At 67.1% G+C, this 17,586-nt stretch carries 19 protein-coding genes; 3 read left to right on the top strand and 16 right to left on the bottom strand.

Annotated features, from left to right (window positions below; translation table 11 throughout):
• Window position 1 precedes the first annotated feature (1 nt).
• The 11 genes from der to GB880_RS02190 form a co-directional block, all read right to left on the bottom strand.
• Window positions 2-1,471 (bottom strand): ribosome biogenesis GTPase Der, encoded by a 1,470-nt coding sequence (gene der, locus GB880_RS02140; protein ID WP_154494083.1) that lies wholly within the window; start codon window positions 1,469-1,471, stop codon window positions 2-4.
• The gene (locus tag GB880_RS02145; protein WP_154494082.1) at window positions 1,468-2,790 is read right to left on the bottom strand and encodes a PQQ-like beta-propeller repeat protein; all 1,323 of its coding nucleotides are present in this window, start codon (window positions 2,788-2,790) and stop codon (window positions 1,468-1,470) included. Before GB880_RS02145 ends, der begins: the two co-directional genes overlap by 4 nt.
• Window positions 2,791-2,863: 73 nt before the next feature.
• Window positions 2,864-3,559: a tetratricopeptide repeat protein gene (locus GB880_RS02150; protein WP_154494081.1), complete on the bottom strand. Its 696-nt coding sequence runs from the start codon at window positions 3,557-3,559 to the stop codon at window positions 2,864-2,866.
• A 69-nt stretch (window positions 3,560-3,628) separates the two neighbouring features.
• On the bottom strand, window positions 3,629-4,525 hold the full coding sequence (gene rarD, locus GB880_RS02155; RefSeq protein WP_154494080.1) for an EamA family transporter RarD: 897 nt from the start codon (window positions 4,523-4,525) through the stop codon (window positions 3,629-3,631).
• A 128-nt stretch (window positions 4,526-4,653) separates the two neighbouring features.
• Complete coding sequence (locus GB880_RS02160) at window positions 4,654-5,253, bottom strand: superoxide dismutase (protein ID WP_154494079.1); 600 nt, start codon at window positions 5,251-5,253, stop codon at window positions 4,654-4,656.
• A 74-nt stretch (window positions 5,254-5,327) separates the two neighbouring features.
• Window positions 5,328-5,792 (bottom strand): hypothetical protein, encoded by a 465-nt coding sequence (locus GB880_RS02165; protein ID WP_154494078.1) that lies wholly within the window; start codon window positions 5,790-5,792, stop codon window positions 5,328-5,330.
• Window positions 5,793-5,849: 57 nt separating this feature from the next.
• Window positions 5,850-6,368 (bottom strand): sarcosine oxidase subunit gamma, encoded by a 519-nt coding sequence (locus GB880_RS02170; protein WP_154494077.1) that lies wholly within the window; start codon window positions 6,366-6,368, stop codon window positions 5,850-5,852.
• The gene (locus tag GB880_RS02175; protein ID WP_154550510.1) at window positions 6,361-9,294 is read right to left on the bottom strand and encodes a sarcosine oxidase subunit alpha family protein; all 2,934 of its coding nucleotides are present in this window, start codon (window positions 9,292-9,294) and stop codon (window positions 6,361-6,363) included. Before GB880_RS02175 ends, GB880_RS02170 begins: the two co-directional genes overlap by 8 nt.
• Complete coding sequence (locus GB880_RS02180; RefSeq protein ID WP_154492595.1) at window positions 9,291-9,671, bottom strand: sarcosine oxidase subunit delta; 381 nt, start codon at window positions 9,669-9,671, stop codon at window positions 9,291-9,293. The genes GB880_RS02175 and GB880_RS02180 overlap by 4 nt, the downstream gene beginning before the upstream one ends.
• 312 nt (window positions 9,672-9,983) lie before the next feature.
• A complete protein-coding gene (locus GB880_RS02185; protein WP_154492593.1) occupies window positions 9,984-10,232 on the bottom strand; it encodes a hypothetical protein in 249 nt (82 codons plus the stop codon).
• A gap of 151 nt (window positions 10,233-10,383) precedes the next feature.
• Window positions 10,384-11,655: a sarcosine oxidase subunit beta family protein gene (locus GB880_RS02190; protein ID WP_154492591.1), complete on the bottom strand. Its 1,272-nt coding sequence runs from the start codon at window positions 11,653-11,655 to the stop codon at window positions 10,384-10,386.
• A gap of 221 nt (window positions 11,656-11,876) precedes the next feature.
• On the opposite strand from GB880_RS02190, the gene ccmI reads away from it, so the two are divergent.
• The 3 genes from ccmI to GB880_RS02205 are packed head-to-tail and all read left to right on the top strand — an operon-like array spanning window position 11,877 to window position 13,764.
• Complete coding sequence (gene ccmI / locus GB880_RS02195) at window positions 11,877-13,091, top strand: c-type cytochrome biogenesis protein CcmI (RefSeq protein WP_154492589.1); 1,215 nt, start codon at window positions 11,877-11,879, stop codon at window positions 13,089-13,091.
• Window positions 13,088-13,558 (top strand): Holliday junction resolvase RuvX, encoded by a 471-nt coding sequence (ruvX, locus tag GB880_RS02200; RefSeq protein WP_154492587.1) that lies wholly within the window; start codon window positions 13,088-13,090, stop codon window positions 13,556-13,558. The genes ccmI and ruvX overlap by 4 nt, the downstream gene beginning before the upstream one ends.
• Complete coding sequence (locus GB880_RS02205; RefSeq protein WP_154492585.1) at window positions 13,555-13,764, top strand: DUF1289 domain-containing protein; 210 nt, start codon at window positions 13,555-13,557, stop codon at window positions 13,762-13,764. The genes ruvX and GB880_RS02205 overlap by 4 nt, the downstream gene beginning before the upstream one ends.
• On the opposite strand, the gene GB880_RS02210 is transcribed toward GB880_RS02205, so the two are convergent.
• The 5 genes from GB880_RS02210 to GB880_RS02230 form a co-directional block, all read right to left on the bottom strand.
• Window positions 13,761-14,108, bottom strand: coding sequence for a hypothetical protein (locus GB880_RS02210; protein WP_154492583.1), 348 nt, complete (start codon window positions 14,106-14,108; stop codon window positions 13,761-13,763). The genes GB880_RS02205 and GB880_RS02210 overlap by 4 nt on opposite strands.
• 6 nt (window positions 14,109-14,114) lie before the next feature.
• Complete coding sequence (locus GB880_RS02215; RefSeq protein ID WP_154492581.1) at window positions 14,115-15,014, bottom strand: DnaJ C-terminal domain-containing protein; 900 nt, start codon at window positions 15,012-15,014, stop codon at window positions 14,115-14,117.
• 126 nt (window positions 15,015-15,140) lie between these two features.
• Window positions 15,141-15,689, bottom strand: coding sequence for a molybdopterin adenylyltransferase (gene mog / locus GB880_RS02220; protein WP_154492579.1), 549 nt, complete (start codon window positions 15,687-15,689; stop codon window positions 15,141-15,143).
• 41 nt (window positions 15,690-15,730) lie between these two features.
• Window positions 15,731-16,210, bottom strand: a complete 480-nt coding sequence (locus tag GB880_RS02225) for a VOC family protein (RefSeq protein WP_154492577.1) — start codon at window positions 16,208-16,210, stop codon at window positions 15,731-15,733.
• Window positions 16,211-16,304: 94 nt separating this feature from the next.
• On the bottom strand, window positions 16,305-17,531 hold the full coding sequence (locus GB880_RS02230; RefSeq protein ID WP_154492575.1) for an argininosuccinate synthase: 1,227 nt from the start codon (window positions 17,529-17,531) through the stop codon (window positions 16,305-16,307).
• Window positions 17,532-17,586: the final 55 nt, after the last annotated feature.

A 17,586-nucleotide genomic window follows, 5' to 3' on the forward strand; every position in this document is an offset into this window, starting at 1 on the left:
CTCAGGCCCCCTTGGGCTTCTGCCGGCGCTTGTGTTTGGCCAAGGCCCCCGACTGATTGATCTTGGCCGCCTTATCCTTGTAGGGATTCTTGGCCCCCTGATCGCGGAAGGTCAGGCGAATCGGCGTTCCCGGCATGTCGAAATCGGCGCGCAGCCCGTTCACCAGATAGCGCTGATAGCTGTCGGGCAGCTTGTCGGTGTGGGTGGCCATGACCACGAAAGCCGGCGGCCGCGCCTTGACCTGGGTGATATAGCGCAGGCGGATACGCCGGCCGCCCGGTGCCGGCGGCGGATGCGCCTCGGTCATGGCACCCAGCCACTGGTTCAGCCGCGCCGTCGGAATGCGCCGGTTCCAGACCTCATGCGCCTTGAGAATGGCCGCATGCAGGCGGTCCAGCCCCTTGCCGGTGCGGGCCGAGACGGTGACCAGCGGCGCGCCCTTCAGCTGCGGCAGCAACCGCTCGAACGCCTCGCGCAGCTCGTTCAGCTTTTGCGGCTTGTCTTCCTCGAGATCCCATTTGTTGGCGGCGACGACCACGGCGCGGCCTTCGCTTTCGGCGAAATCGGCAATGCGCAGATCCTGTTGTTCAAAGGGGATGCCGACATCCAGCAACACCACCACCACTTCGGCAAAGCGCACCGCGCGCAGTCCGTCGGCCACCGACAGCTTTTCCACCTTGTCGGTCACCCGCGCCTTCTTGCGCATGCCGGCGGTATCGAAGATGCGCACCGGCGTGCCCATGAAGTCGGTGGTGACGCTGATCGAATCGCGGGTGATGCCGGCCTCGGGACCGGTCAGCAGCCGGTCCTCGCCCAGGATCTTGTTGATCAGCGTGGACTTTCCGGCATTGGGCCGCCCGATCACCGCGATCTGCAGCGGCTTGGCGGCCGAGGGGCGCCAATCCTCGGTCTCGTCCTCGTCGTCCGAGACATCCACGTCGGTTTCGGGGGCTTGCTGGATGTTTTCGGACTCGAACCGTTCGGCCAGCGGCAGCAGGGCGCGATAAAGATCGTCCATGCCCTCGCCATGTTCGGCGGAAATGCGCAAGGGCTCGCCCAGGCCCAGGGCATAGGCCTCGATCGCGCCCGATTCGCCCGCCCGGCCTTCGGCCTTGTTGGCGGCCACAATCACATGGCGGGCCCGCTTGCGCAGGATGTCGGCGAAATATTCGTCGGCGGCGGTGACCCCAGCCCGCGCATCGATCACGAACAGGCAGACGTCGGCCTCGTCCACGGCGCGTTCGGTCAGCCGCCGCATCCGGCCTTGCAGGCTGTCGTCATCGGCCATTTCCAGACCGGCCGAATCGACGACGATGAACCGCAGATCGCCCAGCCGGGCCTGGCCCTCGCGCAGGTCGCGCGTCACCCCCGGCTGGTCATCGACCAGGGCCAGCCGCTTGCCGACCAGGCGGTTGAACAGGGTGGACTTGCCGACATTCGGGCGCCCGACAATGGCGAGGGTAAAGCTCATCTGTATGCGATCAACTGGCCGTCATGGGTGACGACATAAAGGGTCTGGCCCGCGACGGCCGGGGCCGCAGCGGCGCCGCCCGGAATTTCGGCCGTGCCGACCAGGGCGCCCGATGCGGGGTCAAAGACGCGCAGATAGCCGTCCGAGCTGGCAAGGTAAAGCCGGTTTCCAGCCAGCACCGGACCGTAGTGGTTCCAGACCCGGCTTTGCTTGCGCACGATCTGCTTGGTGAAATAGGGCAGCTTCTGCGCCCAGACCCGGCCGCCGGTGCTGGCGTCCAGCCGCAGCAACTGCGCCTGGTCATTGACCAGGAACACCGAATTGCCGGCTGGCAGCATCGCGCCCGAGGCGCCTTCGCCCACCTCCCAGCGGGGCATGCCGGTGGCCAGGTCGAATGCCCCCGCCCGGCCCGAGCTGGTGCCGGCATAGACGGTGCCGCCCGCGATCACCGGATCGCCGGTCATGTCCCGGAACAGCGCGATCGAGCGGCCCAGACGCGAGCCGGCGACATTGGCCGTCCAGATCGGGTTGCCGCTGGCCGCGTCCACCGCCGTCAGCGCCCCGGTCAGCGACGGCAGCACCACCGTCCCCCCGGAAACGGCCGGCGCCGAATGGCCCATGACCCCTGCCATGCCCTCATTGCCGAAGTTGCGCCACAACACCTTGCCATCGCTGGCGCGCACCCCCCAGCCGACGCCATTGCGGCCCTGGACGAATACGGTGCCGTTCTGAACCGCCGGCGCGCCGCTGACGGCGGTTTCCAGCTTCTGGCGCCAGGCGATGCCTCCGGTTCGGGCATCCAGCGCCACCAGTTCGCCGTAACCGGTGGTGACCAGCACGCGATTGTCCTCGAAGGCGAGACCGCCGCCCGAGGCGCTGTCGCCGCTTTCGCCCGCCGGGCGCAGATCCACCTGCCAAACCCGCCCGCCCTGGGGGGTGGTGGCACTGACCCGCGAACGGCTGTCCAAGGTAAAGACCAGCCCCGCCGCCACGATCGGTTCGGCAGTGATGCGGTGGCGCTTATCGGAAGCCGCGCCGATCGACACCGCCCAGATGCGCTGCGTGCCCGCCCCCAGCGCCAGGTTGCCCGCGACATGCGCGGCATTGCCGCCCGGCTGCGACCAGTCGGCATTGGCGCGCAGCGGCGGCAGCGACAATGCGCTGCCCGTGGGCGCAGGCGGCTGTTCGGCGGCGGGACCATCAGGCGACAGCACCGCGCGGGGGTCCAGACGCTCGCCCGGCAGGATGGTCTCGCGCTCGGCACAGGCCGACAGCGCGGTCAGACCGGCCAAAGCAGCGATCAGGGGCAGCCTCGTCATCGCTCTCTCCTTCTTGCAGGGGCTGGCGTCATCTGCCCGCTGCACAGCTTGTTGCGCATCGATTGCCGGCGGATCAGTTCACCGCCGGCGCCGGCATGGTCTGCGGCCCGGGATCCTGGTCGCGCTGGGGCTCGGCACCAAGGGTAATCATCATTTCGGACAGGCGGCGGCGCAAGGGTTCGGACAACCCGTCCTTTTGCTGGATCTGGCCGATCAGGGTGATCGCATCCTCGTTGCGCCCGGCATCGATCAAGGCCACGACCTTCTGTTCCAGCGCCAGCAGTTCAAAGGGCGCGCCAGGCTTGCTCAGCTGAGTCAGGGTCGCGTCACGCTCGGCCGGGTCCATGCTGCTGCCCGCGGCCATCACCGCCTTGAGCAGCGCCAGATCGTGCAACACCGGATCATCGGCGACCAGCGCGGCGGCGGCCTTCAGCCGCTGCGCCGCCTGCGCACCCTGACCCGCCTCGACCTCGGCGCCGGCGGCCAGCATCTCGGACAGGGCCTTGCGCGCCGCCGAACCCTGGCCATCGACGGCGGCCAGCGCGGCTGCCGGATCGTCGGCCTTTTGCGCCGCCAGCACCGCATCGCCCCAGGCCTGCGCCTGCTGGCGCGCCTTGGTCGCGGAATATTCCCGCCAGGCCGCACCGCCGACAATGGCCAGGATCAGCAACAGCGCCAGCCAGCCATAGCGACGGAACATCGCAAACAGCCGGTCGCGGCGCAGATCCTCGGTCACCTCGTCGATGAAGCTGTCGTTCTGATTGGCCATGGTGCCCCCGGTTGTTCCTTGCCGCTGTTCTATACGGGCTTGCGTCCCTTTGCCAATGGCGCTGGCGCATCACGCCCCGCGCGGCATCCTCCGCAGCGCCGAGGCCGAATAGATCGCAAGCGCCAGCCAGATGATGGCAAAGGCGATCATGTGCCAGACGGTAAAGGTTTCGCCGAACAGCAGCACCGCGCACAGGAATTGCAGCGTCGGGTTCAGATACAGCATCAGCCCCAGCGTCGCCATTTCGACCCGTCGCGCGGCATAGCTGAACAGGATCAGCGGCACCGCCGTCACCGCCCCCGAGGCGACCAGCAGCAGGCTGACCGTCATGTCTTGGCCGAAGGCCACCGGCTGGGCCAATGCCGTCGGCATCACCCCCGCCGCCTGGGCCAGCAGCCAGCCCAGCGCCAGCGGCGTCAGCAGCGCCACCTCGGCCGCGACCGACAGCACCGGGCCCATGGGCAGGGATTTCTTGGCGACACCATAGAGGCCGAAGGTGACCGCCAGCCCCAGGCTGACCCAGGGCGCCACGCCCAAGCCCCAGGTCAGCAACAGCACCGCCGCCGCCGCCAGGCCGACGGCCAGCATCTGCGCCCGGCTGAGCCTTTCGCCAAAAACCACGACCCCCAGCAACACCGCGACCAGGGGAAAGATGTAATAGCCCAGCGAGCTTTGCACCACATGCCCCGACTGCACCGCCCAGATGAACAGGCCCCAGTTGGTCGACACCATCGCCGCCGCAAAACCGATGCGCGCCAGATGCGGCCCGGCAAGCGCGCGCCACAGCTCGGCCAGCCGTCCTTGCAGCGCCAGCACCCCCAGAAACAGCAATAGCGACCAGATGGTGCGATGCGCCAGCACCTCGACCGTGGGCACCCCGATCAGCAGCCGGTAAAAGATCGGCGACAGGCCCCAGGCGAGGCAGACGGCGATCATCGCCCAGAACCCCTTGGTCCATTCGCGCATTTCCGGCCCCCGTTGCAGCGCGCCCAGACTTGCGTTGTATGGCGCGCGCCCGCAAGGGGCGAAAACGCCGGCACCAAATGCAAAAGGCCCGCCACAGGGCGGGCCTTGGTCGCAAGCCTTAGCCGCGATCAGAGCCGCGAGGCCACGTTTTCCCAGTTCACCAGATTGTTCAGGAAGTTTTCCAGATACTTCGGGCGGGCGTTGCGGAAGTCGATGTAATAGCTGTGTTCCCACACATCACAACCCAGCAGTGCGGTCTGACCGAAGCACAGCGGGTTCACACCGTTTTCGGTCTTGGTCACTTTCAGGCTGCCATCGGCATCCTTGACCAGCCAGGCCCAGCCCGAACCGAACTGGCCAACGCCGGCTTCGGTGAACTTCTTCTTGAATTCATCCACCGAGCCGAAGGATTCGGTCAGCGCCTTTTCCAGCTCGCCCGGGATCGCCCCCGACTTGGGGCCCATCATTTCCCAGAACTGGGCATGGTTCCAGTGCTGGCTGGCGTTGTTGAAAATGCCGTTCTGAGCTACGGCGCCGGGCTGATAGGTGCCCTTGACGATGTCCTCGAGGCTCTTGCCTTCCCATTCGGTGCCGGCCACCAGTTCGTTCAGCTTGTCGACATAGGCCTTGTGGTGCTTGTCGTGGTGGTATTCCAGCGTCTCCTTGGACATGCCGGCGGCGGCCAGCGCGTCATGGGCATAGGGAAGATCGGGAAGCGTGAAAGCCATGGTCGATTTCCTTTCAAGTGGTTTCGGCAGAGTTCTGGCATGGATGCCGAACGGGGGAAAGCCCTGTCGGCGTTTCAACGTCGCGGGGATGGGGGTGGTTCCTGCGGCAGATCCCCGGGCGCCCGCCCGCAAACCCCGCGTCCTGTCATCACATTGTCATAGCCCAGCGCCGTCGCCTGCAGCAGCGCGGCGCCATCGCCTTTCTGCACGGTCAGCCGGTAATCAAGCCGTTCGGTGCGTTGTCCGGAACGGTTGCGCACCCCGGCCAGCGCCCAGCCGTAGCTGCGGCTGGCGGCATCGTCCCGGACCACGCCCGCGACGATCGGGCGCCCGACCAGCGCCTTCAGGATCGGGTCGAACACCTCGATCCTGCCGTCGCGCGGGCCGCCGACCTGACGGGTCAGCATGATGAATTCGGGCACCCAGCCGGTGCCGCTTTCATCGGCGATTCGGCACATCATCACCACCGGCGGCTCTTGCGCGCGCGCCCAGGGCGAAGGGATCAGGCAGGCTAGGGCTATGGCAAGGGCAAGGCGCATGGGAATCAACCGCTGGAACGCCTCATCCATAAGCCCTGGCCCGGCGCGGGCAAGGCCCTAGCGCGGCTCCAGCGTGGTGCCGGGTGCGGCAGCCCCGCGCAACAATTCTGCCAGATAGTCGGTGACCGAGCGAAAGCCCACCAGCACAAAGCCGCCCGGCTCGCACCAGATGCCGCAGGCGACCTGCGCGGCGCGGGTGCGGCGCAATCCGTCCTGCGGCATCGCGCCCAGGTCGGTCGGGCACAGCTTGGCCAGAACCTGCCAGGCCCGGTCGCCCTGGATGCGGAACATGGCCCGCATGTCGCTGACATCCAGCACCAGCGCATGCTGCCCCGCCAGCCCCTGCTGCAATGCCTCGACCATCGCGGGCACATCCGCCCGTGGCAGCACCAGCAGCAGTTCGTCGGGCGACATCCAGCCCAGCAGCCGCCCCTGGTCGCGGGTGGTGGCGGTCTTTCCGGGCACCGCCAGGCCAGTGGCCTGGGCAATCGCCGCCCCTGCCGCGGTCAGGTCGGCGCGAATCTGGATCATGCCCATGTCCTGAACCTGCGAAATCCGTGCCAGCGCCTCAGCCATTCGCCCGGCTCCCTTCCTTGTCGAAAAACACCGGATCGACGATCCGCGCCTTGTAGCTTTCCTGCCCGGCGACCGGGAATTCCAGGATTTCACCCATCCGCTCGGGACCACGCCGCACCAGTCCCATGGCGATGGGACGGTTCAGCGTCGGCGACATATAGGTCGAGGTCACGCGACCCTGGGTATTGCGCTGGCCATTGGCGTTGCGCCCTTCGTCGACGGCATAGACGCCATCGGGCAGCACCCGCCCATCCAGGCTTTCCAGCCCGACCAGCTTCCAGCGTTCGGGGTCGGTCATGTGACTGCGCTCTTGCGCGCGCTTGCCCAGATAGTCGGGCTTCTTCTTGCCGATGGCCCAGTTCAGGCCCAGATCCTGCGGGATCACCGTGCCGTCGGTTTCATCGCCGATCATGATGAAGCCCTTTTCGGCGCGCATGACATGCATCGCCTCGGTGCCATAGGGGGTGATGCCAAGGTCCTGCCCGGCGTGATGCAGCTTTTCCCACAGCTCCAGCCCGCGGCCGGCCGGCACCGCCACCTCGAAGGACAATTCGCCCGAGAAGCTGATGCGATAGACCCGCGCGGGGATGCCGGCGATCTTGCCCTCGGCCCAACCCATGAAGGGCAGCGCCTCGGCCGACAGGTCCATGCCGCCCAGCCGTTGCAGCAGCATCCGCGCCTTGGGGCCGACCACGGCCACCTGCGCCCATTGTTCGGTGACATTGGCGGTATAGACCTGCCAGTCCCACCATTCGCATTGCAGCCAGTCCTCGAAATGGGCGTGCATGCGGTCGGCGCCGCCGGTAGTGGTGTGCACCAGCCAGGTGTCGTCCGAAAGCCGCGCGGCCACGCCATCGTCGATCAGGAAGCCGTTTTCGTTGCAGATCAAGCCGTAGCGGCACTTGCCCACCGGCAGGGTGGACATGGTGCCGGTATAGATCATGTCCAGGAACCGCCCGGCATCGGGGCCCTCGACGATGATCTTGCCCAGGGTCGAGGCATCCAGCGTCCCCACCCCGGCGCGCACCGCCCGCACCTCGCGCGCGACCGCCTCGGCATGGCTTTCGCCCGGTGCCGGGTAGCAATAGGGCCGCCGCCAATGACCCACGGGTTCGAAAAACGCGCCGCGCGCCTGGTGCCAGCCATGCATCGGCGTCTTGCGCAGCGGCTGGAACAGCTCGCCCCGGGCCTCGCCGGCGATGGTGCCCAGCGTCAGCGGCGTATAGGGCGGGCGGAAGGTGGTGGTGCCGGTCTGCGGGATCGGCTGGTTCAGCGCATTGGACAGCACCGCCAGGCCATTGATGTTGCTGACCTTGCCCTGGTCGGTGGCCATGCCCAAGGTGGTATAGCGCTTGGTGTGCTCGACGCTGTGATAGCCCTCTTGCGCGGCCAGTTCGACGTCCGACACTTTCACGTCGTTCTGGAAATCCAGCCACATCTTGAACTTCATCTTCCGGGTGGCATGGGCGGGCATCACCCAGACCGGCATCACCGCAGCCTCGTCCGCGGCCCCGGTCAGATCGGCCACCCGCAGGTCGCCGGCCGCCGCCCCCACGACCGAGGCCATGGCCCGCCCGTCGGCGCCGGTGGGCGGGCGGGTCGGGTCGGGGGCGAACAAGCTGTCGGCATCCGACCAGGTCAGCTTGCCGCCGCAATGGCTCCACAGATGCACGACCGGCGACCAGCCGCCGGACATGGCGAGGCAATCGGCCTCGACGATCTCGGTCACCTCGCCCGAGCCGGAATGTGCGCACAGCTTGACCGCCTCGACCGATTGGCCGCCCTTGACGCCGGCGATCGCGCTGCCGGTCAGCACGCGGATGCCCAGCGCCCGCACCGCCGCCGGCAAGGCGCCATTGGCGTGGCTGCGGGCATCGATCACCGCCGCGACCGTCAGCCCGGCCTGATGCGCGACCAGCGCGGTGCGGTAGGCGTCATCGTTGTTCGTCACCACCACGATGCGCCGGCCGGGCGCCACGCCGTAATTGTCGATGTAATCGCGCACGGCCGAGGCCAGCATCACCCCCGGCACGTCATTGCCGGCAAAGCTCAGCGGCCGTTCCAGCGCGCCGGTGGCCACCACCACATGACCGGCGCGGATGCGCCACAGCCGCTGGCGCGGCAGGCCGGCGTTGGGGTCGTGATCGGCCAGCGCCTCGCGCGCCAGCAGATAGCCGTGATCGTAAAGCCCGGTGGCCATGGTCGAGCGGCGCAACACTACCCCCGGCAGCGCCCGCAATTCCTGCAGCAAGGCATCGACGCGGGACTGGCCGTCGGCGTGGTCTGTCGGGGTGCGGCCGCCGAAATGCGGCGTCTGTTCCACCACCCAGACCGACTTGCCCGCGCGCGCCGCATCGCGCGCCGCGCTCAACCCGGCAATGCCGCCACCGACCACCACCACATCGACATGGGCATAGGCCTGTTCGTAGCGGTCGGGATCGGCCTCGGTCGGCGCCTTGCCCAGCCCGGCCGAACGGCGGATCACCGGCTCGAACACATGTTTCCAGAAGCCGCGCGGATGCATGAAGGTCTTGTAATAGAACCCGGCCGGAAAGAACCGATACAGCCAGTTGTTCACCGCCCCCACATCGGCGTTCAGGCTGGGCCAGCAGTTCTGCGGCATCGCCACCATGCCGCCGACCAGGGGCGTGGTGGTGGCGCGCTGGTTCGGTTCGAACCGGCCACCCTGCCCCAGACCCAGCAGGGCGTTGGGCTCCTCGACCCCCGAGGCGATCGGGCCGCGCGGTCGGTGATACTTGAAGCTGCGCCCCATCAGCAGCTGGCCGTTGGCCAGCAGGGCCGAGGCCAGCGTGTCGCCGACCAGGCCCCGCATCTGGCGCCCGTCAAAGCGGAAGGGCAGCTGATAGGCGCGGTCGATCAGGCGGCCGCCACGCGGCAGGCGAAAGGGTCCGGTCTGGGTGGTCATGCGGTCAGGCTTTCGGCAGGGGTGTCGGCGGGGGCGTGCTCGGCGGCGGCTTCGGTCCAATCGGGCTGCCAGTCGGGGCGGCGCGCGCGGATGGCGGCAACCACTTCGGCCGGCGGGTGCGGCGTCTGGGCGGGATAGGTGGCAAACACCTCGAGCGTGGCGGTGTCACGCGCGGCCAGGAACCACTTTCCGCAGCCATAGGCATGGCGCCAGCGTTCGAAATGCACGCCTTTGGGGTTCTTGCGCGCGAACAGATAGGCCTCGAACTCGGCATCGGTCGATCCTGGGCCCGAGCGTTTCAGATGCGCCTCGCCGCCCGGGGCCAGTTCGGTTTCCTCGGCAGCAATGCCGCAATAGGGGCAGGTCAGGATCAGCATCGGTCACTCCTTGGGCGGCAGGACAGGCCGTGGCGCAGCGGCCCGGACCCGCCGGGCGGGCACGTGCAGCACGGATCGCAAAGGGAAGGCGAAAGAACAGCGCGCATCGACCGGGCCGCGCCGACTGTTGCCGGGGCGCGGGACGCGCAGGACGTTCCGGAGCAGGTATCAAGACTGCCGCGGCCCCCTGTCCGGGGACGCGAACGACTGGGCTGGGGAAGAGTCCCCGCCAGTTCCGGGACTAATTCCGGGGGGATCCGATCCCCCCGGCACGGCATCACGCGGGCAGCGGCGGCTGCCCGCAGATCGGTATCAGTTGTTAGGTGCAGCCGGGGCCGCGGGCTCGGCCGGGGCGGTTGTGGCCGGAGCAGCAGGCTCGACGCTGACGGCGCCATCGGTGGTTGCCGGTTCAGCCGGCGCCGGGGTCGAGGTCGTTGCAGGCTCGGCCGGTGCGACCTGATCGGGCGCGGTGCCCGAGGACATGAACCACCAGATGATGGCCAGCACCACGACGACGGCGCCAATGATAAGCCAGAGGTTGCTCTTGTTCTGTTCGGCCATGAAGTAAACTCCTTGGTCATGGGGACGTGACCTAACAATTCGCAAGTTGCGAAAGAGTTTCCCCCGACGCAAAGAAATTCCCGTTTCATCGCCGTGGCATAGGCGGAAATCGGCTGACCGGCCGACGTGTCTGCACGCAATCCGCCCAGCATCAATGCGCCACCCCCGCGGCGACGCTTTCGTCGATGAAGCGGCCCTCGGCAAAGCGGTTCAGGCCAAAGGGGGCGGCCAGCGGTCCGGGTTGCCCCTTGGCCACCAGTTCCGCCATGGCCCAGCCAGAGCCGGGGATCGCCTTGAAGCCGCCGGTGCCCCAGCCGCAATTCACGAACAGGTTCTGCACCGGTGTCGTGGACAGGATCGGCGAGCGGTCTCCGGTCATGTCCACGATCCCGCCCCATTGCCGCAGCATCTTCAGCCGCGACAGCATCGGAAAGGTTTCGATCAGCGCGCGCACGGTTTCCTCGACATGATGCCAGGAACCGCGCTGGGTGTAGTTGTTGAAGCCGTCGGTGCCGCCGCCGATGACCATTTCGCCCTTGTCCGACTGTGACAGATAGCCGTGGACGGTATTGGCCATGATCACCAGATCGCAGCAGGGCTTGATCGGTTCGCTGACCAGCGCCTGCAGCGCCAGCGATTCGATGGGCAGACGAAAGCCCGCCATCGCCGCCAGCACCGAGGAATGGCCCGCCGCCACCAGCGCCAGCTTGTCGCATTCGATGCGGCCCTTGCCGGTGTTGACGGCGCGCACCTGGCCGTTTTGGGTTTCGATCCCGGTCACTTCGCAATTCTGGATGATGTGCATGCCCATGGCGCTGCAGGCGCGGGCATAGCCCCAGGCCACGGCGTCATGGCGCGCGGTGCCGCCCCGTTCCTGATAAAGCCCCCCCAGCACCGGATAGCGCGGACCGTCGATATTGATGATGGGCAGCATGTCCTTGATCCGCTTGGGGCTGATCCATTCGGTGGCGACGCCCTGCAACTGGTTGGCATGGACCGTGCGCTTGTAGCCGCGCACCTCATGTTCGGTCTGGGCCAGCATCAGCAGCCCGCGCGGGCTGAACATGATGTTGTAATTCAGCTCTTGCGACAGGTTTTCATAAAGTTTCAGCGCCTTGTCATAGATCGCGGCCGAGGGATCCTGCAGGTAGTTCGAGCGGATGATGGTGGTGTTGCGCCCGGTATTGCCGCCGCCCAGCCAGCCCTTTTCGATGACGGCGACATCGGTGATGCCGAAATTCCTGCCCAGGTAATAGGCGGTGGCCAGGCCGTGGCCGCCGGCGCCGACGATCACCACCTGGTATTTCCGCCTGGGCTCGGGACTGGCCCAGGCGCGTTTCCAGCCGGTGTGAAGGCGCAGCGCCTCGCGCGCGAGGGCAAAGACGGAATAGCGGCCGGTCTTGGCGCTGGCGGGGGCGGACATGGCAAACCTCTTGCAACCTGTGGATCGCACAGTGTCGCGCCGGCCGATTCCCGGCAAGCCGGCTTGCGACGCGTCGGCGGTGAATTTGCGTCACCTTGGGGCGCATATCTCCTGCAAGGGCGAACAGCTGCGGGTGCCCGCGCTGGCCATTTGTCGCAGCCCTTTGACTTTTGCCCGCGGCGCAAAACCGCTATCACCGGCGCAGCCAACAGGGGAAGTCGATGTTCTGGATGATCTGTGCCGGTCTGGCCGGTATCGTGGGCCTGGCCATTGCCGCGCCGCTCTTGCGCCGTGGCGCAGCCCCGAGCGACAGCGCCGCAGCCTATGACCTGCGCATCTATCGCGACCAATTGCGCGAGATCGGGCGCGATCAGGAGCGTGGCTTGCTGGACCCGGCCGATGCCGAACGCCTGCGGGTCGAGATCGGCCGCAAGGTACTGGCAGCAGATCGTGCGCTGAGCCGCATGCCGGCATCGCACCAGACCCGCGGCGGCTTTGCCGCGCTGCTGGTGCTGGGGTTGCTGCTGGTCAGCGCGCTGGGCCTGTATCTTTATTTGGGTCACCCCGACCGCCCCGACGAACCTCTGGCCCGACGTCTGGCGCAGGCCCAGGAAATCTATGACAGCCGCCCCAGTCAGGCCGAAGCCGAGGCCCGGGCGACCGCGCCCGCGCGACCTGCCCCCGATGCCGATTATCTGGCGCTGATCGAACAGTTGCGCCAGGCCGTCGCCCGCAACCCGCAGGACATCCGCGGTCATGAGCTTCTGGCCCAGCACGAGGAACGGCTGGGCAATCTGGTCGCGGCCAGGCTGGCACAGGCGCGGCTGATCGAACTGAAGGGCGCCGAGGCCAGCGCCGCCGACTGGGCGCGGCTGGCGGCGCTGGCCATCGAAGCCGCCGGCGGGCTGATCACCCGCGAGGGCGAGGCCGCGATCGCCCAGGCATTGCAGCATGATGCCCGCAATCCGCAGGCGCGGTTCATGTCGGGGCTGCTGCAACTGCAGAACGGCCGGCCGGACCGCGCCTTTCCGATCTGGGCGGCGCTGCTGGCCGAAGGCCCGGCCGACGCGCCCTGGATAGCGCCCATTCGCGCCGCCATTCCCGATCTGGCATGGCTGGCTGGCCAGCCGAATTATACCCCACCGGAACCCGCCGCCCTGCCCGGCCCGGATGCGCAGGCGATGGCCGCCGCCAAAGACATGACCCCCGAACAACGCCAGCAGATGGTCGAGGGCATGGTCAAGAACCTCGAGGACCGGCTGGCCACCCAGGGCGGCACGCCCGAGGAATGGGCGCGGCTGATTTCCTCGTTGATGGTGCTGGGCCAGGCCGACCATGCGCGCGACATCCTGGCCGAGGCGCGGCGGCTGTTTGCGACCGACACGGCGGGCCTTGCGCGGATCGATTCCGCGGCCGAACAGGCGGGGCTGAAATGATCTGCGCCAGCATCGAGGATTTCGCCGCCGAACTTCCCCGCAGCGGTGCCCTGGCCGGGCTGGACCTGGGAACCAAGACCATTGGCGTGGCGGTCAGTGACGGGTTGCGCAGCGTGGCCACGCCCCTGACGGTGATCCGGCGTCAGAAGTTCACCCTGGATGCACAGGAACTGCTGCGAATCGTGCAGGATCGCGGCCTTGTCGGGCTGGTTCTGGGCCTGCCGCGCAATATGGATGGCAGCGAAGGTCCGCGTGCGCAGGCCACCCGCGCCTTTGCCCGCAATCTGGAGCGGTTGACCCCGCTGCCCATCGGCTTCTGGGACGAACGCCTGTCCACAGTCGCCGCCGAGCGCGCGCTGCTGGAGGGTGACACCTCGCGCAGGCGCCGGGCCGAGGTCATCGACCAGGTGGCCGCCGGCTATATCCTGCAAGGGGCGTTGGACCGGTTGGGATATCTGTCACGATGATCGCCAGCCCCTGTGTCAACATCTGCCAGATCGACCCTGTCAGCAGGCTGTGTCTTGGCTGCCGCCGCAGCCTGGACGAAATTGCCCGCTGGGCCTCGATGGCCCCTGCGGAACGGCAGAGGGTCATGGCAGAATTGCCCGGCCGGCCCTTGCCCAGCCCGGCGAAGCATCAGGCCCATGCCCGGAACGGCGGCGCAGCCGACTAACGCATCACCACCCGGATTTCGCGAATGGCGGTTTTCAGCCGCATCCTTGTTTCGACAGGTTCCTGCGCGACGGCGTCCAGAATGGCGCGCATGTCGCCACGCAAGCCGTGCAACTGATCGACAAGCGAAAGAACCAGAGAAAGCGCCTCTTCGTCGAGGTGATAACCTTCGGCCAGATCGACCACCAGATGCAGGCGGGCGATATCCAGTTCCCGAAACAGCGGCCCATGTTCGGATTGCACCGGCACGACCACCCCGGCCTGGATGTATCGCTGCAGCTGGGCGGCGCTCAGATCGGGAACAGCCTGAAGAACCTGATCAAGCGTGTAATGACGTGAGGACATCGCTCCCTACCTCCGTGGGTCATAGGCATGGGTCCGGCGCCATTCGGCGATGAATTGCGCCAGTTCGTCGTCGATGCGGGGCGGCATGACAATCTTCAGCACCACATGCTGATCGCCGCGCCGCCCGCCTTCGCCGCGAATCCCGCGCCCCTTCAGGCGCAGCTTCTGGCCGGAGCTCGCGCCGCGCGGAATTGTCAGCATCACCGGCCCGTCGATGGTCGGGGCCTCGACCTTGCCGCCCAGGATCGCCTCGTCCAGGGTGATTGGCAGGGTGGTTTCGACATCATCCCCATCGCGACGCCAGTTCGGATCCTCGGCCACCACCAGGGACAGCAGCGCGTCGCCCGGCGGGCCCTCGCCCATGCCGGGCCCGCCCTTGCCGCGCAGGCGGATCACCTGCCCGTCCCGGGCGCCTTCGGGGATCTTGACATCCAGAACGCTGCCATCGGGCATGGTGATGCGGGTCGAGCCGCCGCGCGCCGCGGTCATGAAATCGATTTCCATGGTGAAGCGCTGATCGGGCCCGCGCATGTCGAAACTGCGCGCCCCGCCGCCGCGCCGACCGCCCTGGCGCCCGAACAGATCGGCAAAGACATCCGACAGATCCTCGAACCCGGCCTGCTGGCGATAGGGGTTGTCGCCGGCTTCGGCATATTCGCGGTAATAGTGCCGCTGCGGGCGTTCCTGCCCCTGGGCGTCGATTTCGCCGCGGTCGAAACGTGCCCGCTGCTCGGGATCCTTGAGCAGATCATAGGCCGAGGACGCGGCCTTGAAACGCTCATGCGCCTTGGGATCGGGGTTCAGATCGGGATGATCGGTCTTGGCGATGCGTCGATAGGCTTTCTTGATCTCCTCTGCCGAGGCTGTCCTGTCCAATCCCAGCGCCTTGTATGGATCATCGGCCATGGCCGTGCCCTTCCCTTTGTCCAAGCCATCGGCAGAACGCCGACAAGCCCTGCCGGTTTCCTGCCATTTCATCTCTGCCGATATCGGACAGCAGCCGCAAACCTTTGTCCAGTGCGGCGCGGCACCCTAGCCGCCCGGCCGGAACGCCTTGATGCGGCGGGGGTCGGTATCGATGCGCGCCGCGCCGATCAGGTCGAGGCAATAGGGCACGGCGGCAAAGACCGCGTTCAGGCAGGTGGCAATCGCCGACGGCTTGCCGGGAATGGTAATCATCAATGTGCGGCCGCGAATGCCGGCGGTCTGGCGCGACAGGATCGCGGTCGGCACTTCGGCCAGGCTGGCGCGGCGCATTTCCTCGCCAAAGCCGGGCAGTTCCTTTTCCATGACATCTGCCATCGCCTCGGGTGTCAGGTCGCGCGGCGCCGGGCCTGTGCCGCCGGTGATCAGGATCAGGTCGGCGCCGTCCTGATCGCAGAGCCGCCGCAGCGTCCCGGCCACTTCCTCGCGGCCGTCGGGAATGATCACACGGGTGATCTGCATGGGCGTGGTGATGGTGGCGCGCAGCCAGTCCTCGGCACCCGGTCCGCCCTTGTCGGGATATTCGCCGCGGCTGGCGCGGTCGGATACGGTGACAATCGCGATCTGGGCGGGGCGGTCTGCGCTGTTCTGGGTCATGGCCGCATCCTGACGTGCGCGCGCGGCAAAGAAAAGTGGCTTCAGCCGCGCCGGGCCGCGTCGATGGCCGCCACGTCGATCTTGCGCATCGTCATCATCGCATCGAATGCCCGCCGGGCCTCGTCACCCCCCGCCGCCAGCGCCTCGAGCAGCGTGCGCGGAGTGATCTGCCAGGACACGCCCCAGCGATCCTTGCACCAGCCACAATCGCTTTCCTGCCCGCCATTGCCGACGATCGCGTTCCAGTAACGATCGGTTTCGGCCTGATCCTCGGTCGCGACCTGGAACGAAAAGGATTCGTTGTGCGTGAACACCGGGCCGCCATTCAGGCCGACGCAGGGTATGCCCAGGACGGTGAATTCGACGATCAGCACATCGCCCGCCTTGCCCGAGGGGTAATCGGCGGGCGCGGTGCGCACAGCCTTGACCGCACTGTCGGGAAAGGTTTCGGCATAGAAGCGGGCCGCGGCCTCGGCTTCCGTGTCATACCAAAGGCAGATGCTTGTTTTCGGGATCATCATGGCCTCGCCCCCCTTGTGCGGGGGGCAACGCGCAGGGCGGCGACGGGTTCCGGCGGCGGCGCGACCGCGGCACCGGGCCGCGGCCGGAACGGCCCTACTTGAAGCGGGCGTTGCGGTTGGCCACCAGCTTCAGCCGCAGCGCGTTCAGGCGGATGAAGCCCGCCGCGTCCTTCTGGTCATAGGCACCGGCGTCATCCTCGAAGGTCACATGCTTTTCGCTGTAAAGCGAATGGTCCGACCAGCGGCCCACGCATTGCGCCAGCCCCTTGTAGAGTTTCAGCCGCACGGTGCCGGTCACATGCTCCTGGCTCTTGTCGATCAACGCCTGAAGCATCTCGCGTTCGGGGGAATACCAGAAGCCGTTGTAGATCAGCTCGGCATAGCGCGGCATGATCGAATCCTTCAGGTGGCCCGCGCCGCTGTCCAGCGTGATCTGTTCGATGCCGCGATGCGCCTCGAGCAGGATGGTGCCGCCGGGCGTTTCATAGATGCCGCGCGATTTCATGCCGACAAAGCGGTTCTCGACGAAGTCCAGCCGGCCGATGCCGTGCTTGCCGCCCTGTTCGTTCAGCCGCGTCAGGATCGTCGCCGGCGACATCGCCTGGCCGTCGATGGCCACCGCGTCGCCCTTTTCAAAGCTGATCTCGACGAATTCCGGCTGGTCGGGCGCGTCCTCGGGGTTGACCGTGCGCTGATAGACATAGTCGGGCGCGGCCTCGGCGGGGTTTTCCAGCGCCTTGCCCTCGGACGAGGTGTGCAGCAGGTTGGCATCGACGCTGAAGGGCGCCTCGCCGCGCTTGTCCTTGGCGATCGGGATCTGGTGCTTTTCGGCGAATTCGATCAGCTTGGTGCGGCTGGTCAGATCCCATTCCCGCCAGGGAGCGATCACCCGGATCGAGGGGTCAAGCGCATAGGCGCTGAGCTCAAAGCGCACCTGGTCGTTGCCCTTGCCGGTGGCGCCATGGGCCACCGCATCGGCGCCGTGGCGGTGCGCGATCTCGACCAGATGCTTGGAAATCAGCGGCCGCGCGATCGAGGTGCCCAGCAGATAAAGCCCTTCGTAGACCGCATTGGCGCGGAACATCGGAAAGACGAAATCGCGCACGAATTCCTCGCGCACATCCACGATGTGGATGTTTTCGGGCTTGATGCCCAGCAGCTCGGCCTTCTGGCGCGCCGGCTCCAGTTCCTCGCCCTGGCCCAGATCGGCGGTGAAGGTGATGACCTCGCAGCCATATTCGGTTTGAAGCCATTTCAGGATGATCGAGGTATCGAGCCCGCCGGAATAGGCAAGGACGACTTTCTTCGGCGCGTCGGACATGCGGTGACCCCTTTTGGATTTCGGGCAGGGAATAGGCCCATTCGCCGCCTGTCAC

It is taken from the genome of Paracoccus sp. SMMA_5_TC, assembly GCF_009696685.2.
Taxonomy (GTDB): domain Bacteria; phylum Pseudomonadota; class Alphaproteobacteria; order Rhodobacterales; family Rhodobacteraceae; genus Paracoccus.